We start from the raw sequence: 12,980 nt of genomic DNA on the forward strand, positions 1-12,980 counted from the left end.
TAGTGAGGAATTTATTTTATTTTGGTCTTTGATGAAACCGTTCTAGGAGCGGCTTTTTTCAAAGACAAAGGTGATTTTCGTTGTATTAATTCGGTATCTGTTTTATTTGTATTATCTTCTGCAGGATCAGAAGTAGCTTCAGCTTCAATATTAAAAGTTTTGTTTTGCGCAGAATTTTTATTAAGCAGCATAGAAAAAAGGTAACGAATTGCACAAGATAACAATATTCCAAGAGCTGCAATAAGCCACGCTGCACAAACAGCATAAAGAGTAAGATGGCCTACAGCCCTAGTGCTTTCAACAATGTCAACTCCAACAAAAGAAAGCCTGTACTCTCCTAAAGATCCGTTGGCTAAAGCAAAAACAATAGTAAAAATAATTGTTATTAAAGAAGCGATGCAAATACTTACTGCAGCTGCCTGAGCTAAACCTATGGCAAAAGCTTTAAGCTCTTCTTTATCTTTAATATTTTTCAAACGCAAGCCACAACCGCGTTTATGCAATATTGCTAAAAGTATTACCGCAAAACAAATTATTGGAATAATACTCAATATTGCGTTTCGGTATAAAGAATCGGATACTGATTCGGGAAATATTCCAAAAACTGGCACAGGTGGCAAAGATTTACGCATTGAAGAAGCCAAAGTAAAATGCGCAACTTTCCCAATACTAAATCCTGCTCCGCAAATCCAAGACAAAGCCCAGATAGCTATATTTGGCAACCACACTAGGCATGCAATTGACGTAAGAATACGCGAACCGTTTTGCATACCGAGTTTTATGAAGAAAGAATTAACAGAACCGATATTCGTGCAGCACCAAACTATTACAGTTACTAACGCTACAGCCGAGTATATTGCAAATAAAATAACTGATGATCGTTTAATTATGCGAATATTTTTTTGAGCAAATTCAGGACACATTTGTTTATAACGCTGCTTAAGAGTTTTATAAACTAAGCTGCGAGGGAAAACAGCAATAAACAAAGATATTAAGTATATTAAAGCTGTTTTGAAAATAATAACAGGAACAGAATCAACCAAAGTTATATGCGTATTTTGCGAAAGAATTACGTTAACAGCAACCCAAAATACGGTACCTGTTACGTATGCTGTAGAGCCGCCTTCAACTTTTCTAATTAGGCTAGAAAGGGAAGCTATAAGCAAAATTGTTAAGCCTAAAGGAGTTATTGTTAGCACACAATTGTCAAAAGTAAGACCAATTCCTTGAGCGAACATAAATACAGCCCAAGTCATAGACATTGCGGAATCAGAAAGATTACCGGTTCCTTCTTCAATAGAAACTATAAGTAAAGTAAGAGATAAGAAAAGTCCTATTGTAAGAGAAAAAACAAAAATTACAATAAACGGAGTAATTACACCTTTAGATACACTGATTAAGGATGACTTAAGTTTTTCAACCATAGCTTATCCTTTCAGTACTATTTCAAACGTGCAAAACTAATCGTAGTAAAATAATCCTACTGCTTTAAATTGTTTATATTTTGCTAAACTCTACGCAGGCATAGTCATTAAACTGCTGCACGGATAATCCTCTAAATCGTTCATTCCACTAATGCCAGTAAGTTCAATCACGAAACTAAATCCTGCAACTTGCCCTTTAGCTTTTTTAACAATATTTGCAGCTGCTTTAGCAGTTCCTCCAGTTGCAATAAGATCATCTACAATAAGAACACGCTGGCCAGGTTTAATAGCATCATCTTCGATTTCAATACTAGCCTGACCGTATTCAAGCATATAAGATTCGCTAATAACTGGAGGCGGAAGCTTACCAGCTTTACGAATAGCAAGAAAACCTTTGCCTAAACGTTCTGCTAAAAGTGGGCCGAAAAGAAAGCCGCGAGCTTCAAGACCAGCAATTAAGTCGATTGAATCAGGCTCAGTAGGCAAAGCGTCTACTAAAGAGTCAACAAGAATACGAGAAGCGCGTGCGTTAGAAAATATTGGTAGAAAATCGCGGAATATAATACGCGGATTTGGAAATCCCGGAACGGTACGAATTAATGAAGCAAGATAATCTGAATCATCTTTACTTACTGTTCTCAACGATTTTGCTGTAATATCCGTTGTTGTCATAATCCTAACGTTCTTTTCGTTGCAACCTGTTTTTAAGAATATGAGGAAAGTATACGCATGTTCGTGTGATGTGTGAAGCATGAACCGCATCACACATCACAACTTCAAGTATTACATAATTAATTTATAGCAGTCGTCATGAGACCCGCTATTGCGCTGTCTTCTTCAGTGGACTTAGCAGTTGGCTCAGAAACATCTTGTTTATCAGTTTCTTCGATATCAGCTTTGGCTTCCATTTTTTCGTTTGCTTCAGCTTCTTCGTCGCTAATAAATGCAGGACGCACATACAACCTGTTTACAGCTCTAAAGGACACGCGCATTAAGCTACCTTCAGAATCAATAACAATTTCTTCGTACTGCATATCTACGCTTACAATCTTGCCAATAATTCCGCCGATTGTAATAACCTCAGTACCTGGCTGCAAAGATTCATGGAATGAACGCATTTCATTCTGACGCTTTTTAGCATTGCGAGTTTGGAACCACATCATAACAACCATTACTACGATAAGCGCAATAAGAAGACCGTACTGCTGGAAAAATTGAGGCACAATAAACTCCTTAAGTGTCCAACCATAAGACGGCCGAAATGCCGTCCAAGACAATTATTTTAAGCCATCTAGCTGACATTACTAGGAGCTTTCAAACCCAAATGCTCCCAAGCTTTAACAGTCGCAACACGACCTTTAGGTGTACGAATTAAGAATCCTTCACGAACCAAATACGGCTCGCAAACAGTTTCAACAGTTTCCGCTTCTTCACCTACCATTGCAGCCAAATTATTAAGACCAACCGGTCCTCCATTAAATTGGCAAACCATTGCTTTTAGAACTGCAATATCGAGCCTATCTAAACCCTGAGTATCAATTTGATACAATGCTAAAGCTTCAACAACAGCATCTTGATTTACACAATCCAAGTCGTGAACAATCGCCCAGTCGCGCACTCTCCTAAGTAAACGATTCGCAATACGAGGAGTTCCACGAGATCGCAAAGATAATTCTTTAGCAGCCTGATCTTTAAGATTAATTCCAAGAACTTTAGCCGAACGTTCAATAAGCTTTTCTAGCTCTTCGTGAGGATAAAAATCAAGGTGAGCTGTAAAGCCAAAGCGAGCGCGCAATGGAGAAGGAAGCATGCCTTCGCGAGTAGTAGCGCCAACTACTGTAAAACGTGGCAAAGTAAGCGGTATTGAAGATGCTCCAGGACCTTTACCAACCATAACGTCAACGCGAAAATCTTCCATCGCAATATAAAGCAACTCTTCGGCAGCACGCGGAAGACGGTGAATTTCGTCAATAAACAAAACTTCGCCAGTGTCCAAAGCGCTGAGAATAGAAGCTAAATCTCCAGCATGCTGAATAGCAGGACCGGAAGTAATACGAATAGGAACTTGAAGCTCATTTGCAACAATCATTGCAAGAGTAGTTTTGCCCAAACCTGGAGGACCAGCCAAAAGCATGTGATCAGGCGGAACATCGCGCTTTTTGGCCGCATCCAAAAATAGTTGCAACTGTGCTTTAAGTAAAGGCTGGCCAATAAAACCTTCTAAAGCGCGCGGACGAAGCTCCTCATCACTAAGCTGCTCATTAGCTAAAGGAGCAGAAGAAACCATGCGCAAAGAATCTTCCGAAACACCAGTATTTAGTGCAGATGCATATTCATCACTCATTTCAACTCCCCCAATGCTTTATTTTTAAACAACATAATCATCTGCCCCTATCTAACAAAGTTAATGCCATGCGCAAAACATTAGGCATATCTGCTTCAGTTACAGGAGCAACAATATTATTTTCAGCGCAAACTTGCTCAACAGCTTTTTGAGCATCCGATTGACGCCAACCAAGAGAAACAAGACCATCAATTACGGCGCTAATACCAGTATCAATAGTTTTGACGCTTGAAGCGTCAGAGACGTCTGCAGATAAACTGTTAAGATCAATAGAACCTTTAAGCTCCAGAATAATCTTCTGAGCACCTTTTTTACCCAAGCCTGGCGCGGAAGAAAGAGCAGTAACATCTCCTTCGGAAATAGCTTTCAAAAGACGATCGACATTAAGAGTAGAAAGAATTGAAAGCGCAACTTTAGGACCAATACCACTTACTTTTTGAACCTGCAAAAACATGCGTTTAGCAGCTTGAGTTGTAAAAGCGTATAAAGTTATTGAGTCCTGAGAAACCTGCATAGAAGTATAAACACGAACTTCCTGCCCCTCATGCAAAGAAGACAAATCTTGAGAAGGCATATAAGTTTCGTAACCAACGCCTGAAACAACAATAAGAGCAGTGCGAGCATCAACAGACGCTACTTGACCAACAAGCATACCAATCATAAACGCTCACCTTCCAGCAATAAAAGCTCACAGCACAACGCAGCAAACAAGTCAAAAAACAGACAATAGAACATCTGTTCTATTGGTATCCTACATGCCTCGAGAGACAGAAGATACACCGCGAGCCGCACGCTGAGCTAAAGCCCACTGTTTTTGAGCTGGCGTTAAATGCTGCTCACGCTCGCCGCCTTGCAAAGCCCCTTCCGGACGAAGAGCATGACAAATTGCCTGAGCTAAAGCATCAGCCGCATCAGCCGGAGTTGGAAGCATATTAAGACCAAGAAGACGAGCAACCATGCGCTCAACCTGAGGCTTTTGCGCCTTGCCGTTGCCAGCAACAGCAAGCTTAACCTCAGTAGGAGTATGCAAAGCGACTGGAATATTGCGTTGAGCAGCAGCCAGCATAGCAAGACCAGCGACTTGAGCAGTGCCTAGAACAGTATTTAGATTTTCCTGAGCAAAAACACGCTCAATAGAAACAGCATCCGGAGAAAAACGCTCAATCTTTTCAACTAAACCATTGTAAATCTTAAGCAAACGCAAATCTTGAGAAAGATTTGGATCAGATCGCAGTACATCGACGTGAATAAAAGAAAGCCGACGCGAAACGCCGGCTTCAATCACGCCGACCCCGCAGCGTGTAAGCCCGGGGTCAACGCCCAAAATCAACATATGAAATTATTCTGCTTCCTCAAGCTGAGCCATAACTTCATCCGATGCAGTCCAGTTGCTGTAAATATTCTGAACATCATCAAGGTCGTCTAGATTATCAATCAAACGAGAAACCTTCTGAGCATCTTCAAAGCTTAACTCAACTTCGTTATTTGGATGCATAATAATATCTGCAGAATCGTAGTCGAAACCAGCATCCTGCAAAGCCTTACGAACGGTAACCAAATCGCTGGAATCAGTGTAAACGGAGTACACATCACCATCGTCAGCTACATCCTCAGCACCAGCTTCTGCAGCAACTTCGAAAAGCTTATCGTAATCAACGCCTTCGGATGGAACTTCAATCAAGCCCTTACGCTCAAAGTTGAAGCTCACAGAACCGCTTGTTGCCAAAGAGCCGTTACCCTTAGTAAGAGTGGAACGAACGTCAGCAGCAGCACGATTGCGGTTATCGGTAAGACATTCAATAATCAAGCCAACACCTGCAGGAGCGTAACCTTCGTAAACAATCTCCTCGTAGTTAGCGCCGCCAGCTTCTTCACCAGATCCACGCTTCACCGCGCGCTTGATGTTATCGGCAGGCATAGAAGCCTTCTTAGCTTTAACGATGGCATCGTACAACGTAGGGTTACCATCAGGATCTCCACCGCCCAAACGAGCAGCGATTTCAATGTTCTTAATAAGCTTGGCAAAAAGCTTGCCACGCTTTGCGTCGATAGCGGCCTTCTTATGCTTGGTAGTCGCCCACTTGGAATGACCTGACATGATACTCCTAAAATGTACAATTAATCAAACGAAACGATTTTATTGCGCTTTCGCGACAATTTTACTTATCTTTTTGTTGAAGACCATGCTTTACTTCGAGAATACGCTGAATAACAGTCACAATACCACCAATAGAAAGCAATATCATTGCGCAACTTAACCAGAAAAGTTGATTAGTTATACCAGATAATCCAATAGCAACAAGAATTAGAGCCACACGATCTGCTCTAGTAATCAATCCACTTTTAGGATCAACCGAAATTGACTGACCGCGAGCGCGAGTGTACGAAGTTACGAAAGCAGCCATAAGCGCAATCAAACAAGTAAATAATCCAGCGTATTTTAACGACATTCCAATAACGGACGGCATCCAAATGCACACATTTTTATTATTTTCACGCCACAAGCAAATGAACACTGCCATAAATAAAGACCAGTCTGCAATACGGTCAAGAGTTGAGTCAAGAAATGCGCCGAAACGAGTGCCACCAGTAGTTAGTGCAGCAACTGAGCCATCCAAACCGTCTGCAAGTACGAAAATCGTAAGAAATATTGCTCCTGCAAAAAGTTGTCCTGTAAAAGCCGTTACGAAAGATATAACAACTACTGCTAATGTGCCAACAACTGTTACAGCGTTAGCGCTTACGCCTAGGCGAACCAACAATTTTGCAACAGGATCAATAACACGCTTAAAACCACTGCGTAACGATTCCAACATTGAATCAACCTTCCTGCGCTCGCAAATAAAACTTGTGTTCAAACAACACTTTTATACTAACCATGCGGCTGTAAGAAGATACAAACATCGTTACTAACTCAGCTAACGAACTGAAAAAGTAACGGTAATAAGCAAAACACCGTTACTAACTCAGCTAACGAACTGAAAAAGTAACGGTGTAGAGATTTAGATATAAAGAAGCCCACACAACGTTAAGAAGTGTGGGCTTTTTAGTTAAAGATTCAGCTTACACCGAAACTTACGTTAGAACCTAAGTTATAACTTAAATCACTTAGTGTAACGTTCGAAATCTTCAGCAGTATTGACCTGAACGCGCTGCTTAATAATGGAAAGAATCCACTCTTTAGCTTGAGCAACAGGAACGCCGTTCAATTGGCTGCCATCGCGGAAGCGGAAGCTCACAGCATTGTTGTTCACATCCTCTTCGCCAGCAATCAAAGTGAAAGGCACTTTAGACTTGGAAGCGTTACGAATCTTCTTACCAAAGCGATCGTCAGAGCTGTCCATTTCGCAACGAACCATGTTCTCTTCCAAATCGCTAATAAACTTTTGCAAGTGCGGAGCGAACTCGTCTGCAACAGGAACGCCAGTTACTTGAACTGGAGCTAACCATGCTGGGAACGCGCCCGCGTAATGCTCAAGCAAAATCGCGAAGAAGCGCTCAATAGAGCCAAAGAGTGCACGGTGAATCATAACCGGGCGCTGGTGGCTACCGTCAGCCGCAATGTACTCCAACTTAAAGCGCTCAGGCAAGTTGAAGTCAAGCTGAATAGTAGAAACCTGCCAAGTGCGGCCGATTGCGTCGCGAGCCTGCACAGAGATCTTCGGACCGTAGAATGCAGCTCCACCTGGATCGTCCACGAGCTCCAAACCAGATTCTTTAGCAACCTCAGCCAAAGTGTTTGTTGCTTCTTCCCAAATCTCGTCGGAACCAACGAACTTGTGCTCATCCTTAGTGGAAAGCTCCAAGTAGAAGTCGTTCAAACCGAAGTCTTTAAGAAGGCCAAGCACAAAGTTGAGCAAGCTCTTCAACTCGTCGCGCATCTGCTCGCGAGTGCAGTAAATATGCGAATCATCCTGAGTCAAGCCACGCACGCGAGTTAAGCCATGCACAACGCCAGACTTTTCGTAGCGATACACGGTACCAAACTCGAACAAGCGCAAAGGAAGCTCACGGTACGAACGCTGGCGAGACTTGAAGATCAAATTATGCATTGGGCAGTTCATTGGCTTCAAATAGTAGTCAGCACCTTGGCGAGTTACGTTACCGTTTTCGTCGCGCTCTTCGTCAAGCTTCATTGCAGGATACATGCCATCCTTGTACCACTGCAAGTGGCCGGAAGTCTCGTACAATCCACCCTTAGTAATGTGCGGAGTTTGCACAAAGCTGTAGTGGTGCTTGCGATGCTGCTCGCGCGAATAATCTTCCATTGCGTTAATAATTGCAGCACCCTTTGGATGGAACACTGCCAAGCCTGGGCCAATCTCATCTGGGAAGGAGAACAAATCCATCTCTTGGCCGAGCTTACGGTGGTCGCGCTTAGCGGCTTCTTCCATGCGAGTTGTGTAAGCTTTAAGCTCTTCCTTGCTAGGCCATGCAGTACCGTAAATGCGCTGAAGCATAGGATTCTGCTCCGAGCCACGCCAGTAGGCTGCAGCCACACGCTCAAGCTTAAAAGCCTTAATATAGCGAGTGTTTGGCAAGTGAGGTCCGCGGCACAGATCGCTCCAAACTTTATTGCCTTCGCGATCCAAATTGTCGTACATGCTAAGCTCGTGCTTGCTGATTTCGCCAGCAGCAGCTGGATCAAGAGCAGCTTCTTTATCTCCAATCAACTCCAACTTATAAGGTTGATTTGCTTCTTCAGCACGCGCCTCGTCTTCTGTTACAACGCGGCGGCGGAAGCTTTGAGATTCTTTAATAATGCGCTGCATATGCTTTTCGATTTGCTTCAAATCGTCTGGCGTAAATGGAGTATCAACATCGAAATCGTAGTAGAAGCCGTCTTTAATTACAGGACCAACGCCCAACTTTGCGTCTGGTCTAATTTCTTGAACAGCTTGAGCCATCACGTGAGTAGCGGAATGACGCATGATTGCGATGCCATCTTCACTATCAAGTGCTACTGATTCCACGGTATCGCCGTTATGAAGAGGCGTGTACAAATCACGCAACTCGCCATTTAAACGCACGGCAATAATATTCTTATCTTCCGCGAAAAGTTCAACGCCAGTGAAGCTTGCATCCACCTCCTTGCGTTCCTCGTTTACGGTGATGGAGATGGTATTTTCAGCCATAATTGTCCTTTTCTATCGGGGTCTTGCGTTACTAATGTGCAGACCTGGACTTGTGTGGCGTCGAATTTCATGCGGTTAAAATTTTATTAAATTAAACGCAAAAAACGACGTCAATCGCGCGCATTTTTCACGCGCAATTCATTGATACTTTAGGACACTCGTAAGACTTCAACTATGCTGTAATAGATTTGCACTTGCAAATGCCGTAAACAATCCGCTCAACAAGTTTAGTTAGAAGGAAGAAAGCTCCAGCGCAAATAGCAATAGTTCCTCCTGCTGAAAGCTTTAATATTACAGCAAGTGCCAAGCCAGTGAGCGCAATTAAAATAGACGAAAGTACGCAAGCAAGCACAAATTTATTGATAGAGGCGATTCTTGATTTTAAAGCTGCGGCAGGAGCAGCAATAAGAGATACCGAAACAACCGTTCCAACAGCTGGAATAATAACAGAAACTGTAATAATGATTAAAGCTAAAACCATGCCTTGTATAAAATCAGATTTTCCGCCTGCAGCGCGGTAATTGATAGGATCAAAAGAGCAGTGCACAAGATTAGCAGAATTAAAAATCCACAATCCTAAAGCAAGCAAGAAAGCTACAGAGGCTGAGGCAACGTCTGCAGGAGTGCAATTAAGCAAAGATCCGGTTAAAAATCCTTCAATACGAAGCGGTAAAGGCGCAAACCACTTATTCAAAAAATATCCGCTAGCAAAACCAACAGTAAGAGTAATTCCAGCAGCAGCCTGAGAAGAAATACCTTTAATATGCGAAAGTGCGTGCATTACTAACGAAAGAAATACGCACGCAATTGCAGCCCCAATAAATAATCCTAAGGAAAGCACATTCTGATCAATCGTATATAAAGATGTGCAGACTACTCCAAGAACAGCTCCAGGAAAAGCTGCATGCGTAATAGATTCAGTAAAGAATATGCGCTGATTTAGAAGAGCTAAAGACCCTACGAAACCACATAATGCGCCAACTACAATCGCCTCAACAATCGGGAGCGCAATAATTTGCCAAATACTTACCATTTAAGCTCCCTGCTTTTTTAAGATTGATTTATTTGATTCATGCGCCGGAATTATTGAGGAAACAAAGCGGAAAGCCCATCGCAATATAAGCACAACAACAAACATTGCACACATACTTAAAGCAATTGCAGCCTGAGGAGAAACAGGATGATCCAGCTCAAGATTCATAGCGTACATTCCAAGCAAAACGCCTGCAATACCAACAACAATACCAACAGAGACCATGCCAGAAACAGTGCGCGAAACTAATCGAGCACTAGCACCCGGAATAACAAGGTATCCAATAACAAGAAGAACACCAACCGCAGAAGATGCTGAAACAACAACTGCCGCGATTCCAACGTTTAGCACAATGTCAACAAGCAAAGTGTTAGCACCCATAAGAGGAGCGCTTGCGCGATCAAAAGCAACTATAATCTGCTGCTTCCATGTGGCTAACATAACAATAATTGCAAAAATACAAATCAACATAGCTTGAGTCATGCGCTCGTCTGTTACGTCAAGAAGTCTGCCAAACATAAGCGATTCAAGCTGCCCAGACATATCGCCTTTTTTAAGCGAAATTACTACGCCGAGCGCAAAGAAAGTCGTAAGAACAGTAGCAATAACAGACTCGTTAATTCTAGCCGAGCGAGAAGCCCATACAAGAGCTGCAACTAAAAATATTGCGCAAATTGCAGCACCCGGAATAATACGATTGATGCCACCGTATAAAGCTCCGACCACAATTCCTGGGAAAATGCCGTGAACTATAGCTTCCGCATTAAATTCTGCACAACGAAGATTTACAAATACTCCAACAATTCCGCTAGCTATGGAAAGAACTATAAGAAGACAGAATGGGCGGAAAATGTAAGGAGCAGAAGCAATAAAATCAAAGCCTGGAATTGATTCCAACGATTGTCTTAATAACTCGACTAATTGGGCAAGCATTTAAATCAGCCTTCCGCAATTTCCGAAAAAGTAAGACCTGCAGAAGCGGCAGGCATGCTTCCGCCGTATGCGCAAGTAATATTTTCTTTCGTCATAACTTCTTTAAGCGGACCAAACGCAACTTGGCGACCAGCCAAAAGTAACGCTTTTTCGCAAATAGCATCCGCAATTACCAAGTCGTGAGTAGAAACAACAAAAGCTATTCCCTCTTGCTTAGCGGCTTTCATAATATTAAGAAGCTCACGACGATTTGGCTCATCTAAACCGTTAAATGGTTCGTCAAGAAGAATCAAAGTTGGTTTGGCAACAATAGCACGCGCAAGTAAAATGCGCTGGCGCTGACCGCCCGAAAGATCACCAAAACGAACATCCGCGCGGTTAAGCAATCCAACGTGATTAAGAGCGTCCTCAACGGCTTGTTTTTGATCTTTTTTAAGCAAACCGAGGAATCCAGTTTTTCTGCTCAATCCCATGGCAACAACCTGACGAGCAGTAATCGGGAAAGTCAAGTCCAAATCAACCTGCTGAGGCACATAGCCAATAGACAAAGCTTTTGGCATGCTAAGTTCGCCGTGACTTACGCGCACAATCCCAATAATGGCTTGCAAAAACGTTGTTTTTCCAGAACCATTAGGCCCTATTAGAGCCAAAGCCTCTCCAGGCTCAACACTACCGTTAATACCTGTGACCACGGTTTTATAACCGTAAGCAAGGCTGCAATTTTTCATTGCAAGGACGCTCTTATTCACTATATTTCCAGTCTTTTCAGTTTATTAATAATAAGTATTCGTAACAGTAACTTCTTGCTTTCGCGACTAAAGTTACTGTTACGATACTGTTATTTTTACTGTTATTTGTATGTTACTTCTTCAATGCAGTTTTGACTGAATCTGGAAGTTCAGGAACCTTACCGTTCCAAGCCTTCACCAATGTTTCAACATTGTGAACAATGGAACCGATGTAGGTTTCACCAGCAGATCCGACTGGTCCAAGAGAATCTCCATAAAGTGCGTCGTCGCCAATAACAGCCTTTACACCTGCAGCTGCAGCCACAGCCTTAATTGACTTGGAATTGTTGGAGTTTTCTGCAAAGATTGCCACAGCACCAGACTTTTTAACATCTTCTGCAGCCTGCTTAATATGATCTGCTGTTGCATCCTGCTGGCTGTTAAAGTCAGAAAGTGCTGCACCAATAAACTTCACATTGTAGTCACGAGAGAAGTAACCGAATGCGTCGTGAGAAGTAAAGAGTACGCGATGCTCTTGTGGAACACTGTTCAAAGCTTTAGTTGCCCAAGCGTCCAAATCCGTCAAAGCCTTAACGAACTTTTCAACATGCTCGTCGAAAATCGGCTTGCTTGCAGGAAGAGCCTTGCCTAAGAATGCACCAATATTCTTAACCTGAATCATAGTATTCTTGGCACTTGTCCAAATATGCGGATCGTACTGGAATTCAGGCTCCTTCTCGCCTTCTTCTGGCGGGAATGGCCACTTCTCGGCATGAACTTTAGCAATACCGCGGTCAACCTTATAAGGAAGATTCTTTTCTTTAGCAGCTTGCGCCTTTGGATCTTTGATTTCGTCTGCGGTAAGAATACCGGATGTGACGCCCATTGTTCCCTTAAATCCGGTTGCTTCTACAGCCTGATCCAAGAAGTGCTCAAGATCAACGCCAGAAACAAGCATCAAATCAGCTTTTGAAAGAGCCTTAGACTGCGCTGGAGTCATTTCGTGCTCGTGAGCAGAAGCATTTGGTGCAAGCAAGCAAGTCAAGTTAATTGTTGACTTTGCTTTGTTTGCTGGAGCTCCGATTACAGACTTTTTGCCCTGAGAATCGGTTTTATTAAGGCTTAAACCAGAATTTGCGTCTGCAGTTGACGCAATTTGTGTTACGTAATCGCAAATTTGCGTTGTTGTTGCCACTACGTTTACCTGATTGCCTTTTGTATTGTTTTCTGCAGTTTTAGAAGAGCCGCAAGCGCTCATAGAAGTAGCTAAAAGTGCAACCGCAGCGGCAGTTGCGAAAATTCGTGAAGTTTTCACACTCGTTCCTTTCGGGAATCTTTACTGTTATTGCATGGGTTGATTGCGTAAAGTAGCCATGAAAAATT

13 protein-coding genes are annotated in these 12,980 nt (G+C 42.7%); all 13 read right to left on the bottom strand.

Annotation, left to right across the window (positions count from 1 at the left end):
- Window positions 1-11: 11 nt before the first annotated feature.
- On the bottom strand, window positions 12-1,424 hold the full coding sequence (locus tag HXT33_RS03770) for a DUF6350 family protein (RefSeq protein ID WP_421786569.1): 1,413 nt from the start codon (window positions 1,422-1,424) through the stop codon (window positions 12-14).
- Window positions 1,425-1,514: 90 nt separating this feature from the next.
- Window positions 1,515-2,096 (bottom strand): adenine phosphoribosyltransferase, encoded by a 582-nt coding sequence (locus HXT33_RS03775; protein WP_119487159.1) that lies wholly within the window; start codon window positions 2,094-2,096, stop codon window positions 1,515-1,517.
- A gap of 119 nt (window positions 2,097-2,215) precedes the next feature.
- A complete protein-coding gene (yajC, locus tag HXT33_RS03780) occupies window positions 2,216-2,647 on the bottom strand; it encodes a preprotein translocase subunit YajC (RefSeq protein ID WP_308582573.1) in 432 nt (143 codons plus the stop codon).
- Between the two features lie 68 nt (window positions 2,648-2,715).
- Complete coding sequence (gene ruvB / locus HXT33_RS03785) at window positions 2,716-3,768, bottom strand: Holliday junction branch migration DNA helicase RuvB (protein ID WP_308582575.1); 1,053 nt, start codon at window positions 3,766-3,768, stop codon at window positions 2,716-2,718.
- A gap of 37 nt (window positions 3,769-3,805) precedes the next feature.
- Window positions 3,806-4,429, bottom strand: a complete 624-nt coding sequence (ruvA, locus tag HXT33_RS03790; protein ID WP_421786572.1) for a Holliday junction branch migration protein RuvA — start codon at window positions 4,427-4,429, stop codon at window positions 3,806-3,808.
- Between the two features lie 90 nt (window positions 4,430-4,519).
- Window positions 4,520-5,101, bottom strand: a complete 582-nt coding sequence (ruvC, locus tag HXT33_RS03795) for a crossover junction endodeoxyribonuclease RuvC (protein ID WP_004137308.1) — start codon at window positions 5,099-5,101, stop codon at window positions 4,520-4,522.
- A gap of 6 nt (window positions 5,102-5,107) precedes the next feature.
- A complete protein-coding gene (locus tag HXT33_RS03800) occupies window positions 5,108-5,866 on the bottom strand; it encodes a YebC/PmpR family DNA-binding transcriptional regulator (protein ID WP_004137310.1) in 759 nt (252 codons plus the stop codon).
- Window positions 5,867-5,927: 61 nt separating this feature from the next.
- Entirely contained in the window at window positions 5,928-6,584 is a 657-nt protein-coding gene (locus tag HXT33_RS03805; RefSeq protein WP_421787594.1) for a CDP-alcohol phosphatidyltransferase family protein, read from the bottom strand.
- Between the two features lie 288 nt (window positions 6,585-6,872).
- Window positions 6,873-8,903 carry a threonine--tRNA ligase gene (thrS, locus tag HXT33_RS03810; protein WP_419389049.1) on the bottom strand — a complete coding sequence of 677 codons (2,031 nt, stop codon included), beginning with the start codon at window positions 8,901-8,903 and terminating at the stop codon, window positions 6,873-6,875.
- A gap of 172 nt (window positions 8,904-9,075) precedes the next feature.
- Window positions 9,076-9,936: a metal ABC transporter permease gene (locus tag HXT33_RS03815; RefSeq protein ID WP_421786575.1), complete on the bottom strand. Its 861-nt coding sequence runs from the start codon at window positions 9,934-9,936 to the stop codon at window positions 9,076-9,078.
- Window positions 9,937-10,869 (bottom strand): metal ABC transporter permease, encoded by a 933-nt coding sequence (locus HXT33_RS03820; RefSeq protein WP_421786577.1) that lies wholly within the window; start codon window positions 10,867-10,869, stop codon window positions 9,937-9,939.
- Between the two features lie 5 nt (window positions 10,870-10,874).
- Window positions 10,875-11,597 carry a metal ABC transporter ATP-binding protein gene (locus HXT33_RS03825; protein ID WP_116794058.1) on the bottom strand — a complete coding sequence of 241 codons (723 nt, stop codon included), beginning with the start codon at window positions 11,595-11,597 and terminating at the stop codon, window positions 10,875-10,877.
- A gap of 133 nt (window positions 11,598-11,730) precedes the next feature.
- On the bottom strand, window positions 11,731-12,912 hold the full coding sequence (locus HXT33_RS03830) for a metal ABC transporter substrate-binding protein (protein ID WP_421786579.1): 1,182 nt from the start codon (window positions 12,910-12,912) through the stop codon (window positions 11,731-11,733).
- Between the last annotated feature and the right edge of the window lie 68 nt (window positions 12,913-12,980).

It is taken from the genome of Gardnerella sp. DNF00753 (assembly GCF_049244275.1).
In the GTDB taxonomy this organism is placed as follows: Bacteria; Actinomycetota; Actinomycetes; order Actinomycetales; family Bifidobacteriaceae; genus Bifidobacterium; species Bifidobacterium greenwoodii.

Coding starts and splice junctions, on each gene's coding strand:
- HXT33_RS03770 (WP_421786569.1), bottom strand. CDS start 1,424: ATGGTTGAAAAACTTAAGTCATCCTTAATCAGTGTATCTAAAGGTGTA.
- HXT33_RS03775 (WP_119487159.1), bottom strand. CDS start 2,096: ATGACAACAACGGATATTACAGCAAAATCGTTGAGAACAGTAAGTAAA.
- ruvB (WP_308582575.1), bottom strand. CDS start 3,768: ATGAGTGATGAATATGCATCTGCACTAAATACTGGTGTTTCGGAAGAT.
- ruvA (WP_421786572.1), bottom strand. CDS start 4,429: ATGATTGGTATGCTTGTTGGTCAAGTAGCGTCTGTTGATGCTCGCACT.
- ruvC (WP_004137308.1), bottom strand. CDS start 5,101: ATGTTGATTTTGGGCGTTGACCCCGGGCTTACACGCTGCGGGGTCGGC.
- HXT33_RS03800 (WP_004137310.1), bottom strand. CDS start 5,866: ATGTCAGGTCATTCCAAGTGGGCGACTACCAAGCATAAGAAGGCCGCT.
- HXT33_RS03805 (WP_421787594.1), bottom strand. CDS start 6,584: ATGTTGGAATCGTTACGCAGTGGTTTTAAGCGTGTTATTGATCCTGTT.
- thrS (WP_419389049.1), bottom strand. CDS start 8,903: ATGGCTGAAAATACCATCTCCATCACCGTAAACGAGGAACGCAAGGAG.
- HXT33_RS03815 (WP_421786575.1), bottom strand. CDS start 9,936: ATGGTAAGTATTTGGCAAATTATTGCGCTCCCGATTGTTGAGGCGATT.
- HXT33_RS03820 (WP_421786577.1), bottom strand. CDS start 10,869: ATGCTTGCCCAATTAGTCGAGTTATTAAGACAATCGTTGGAATCAATT.
- HXT33_RS03825 (WP_116794058.1), bottom strand. CDS start 11,597: ATGAAAAATTGCAGCCTTGCTTACGGTTATAAAACCGTGGTCACAGGT.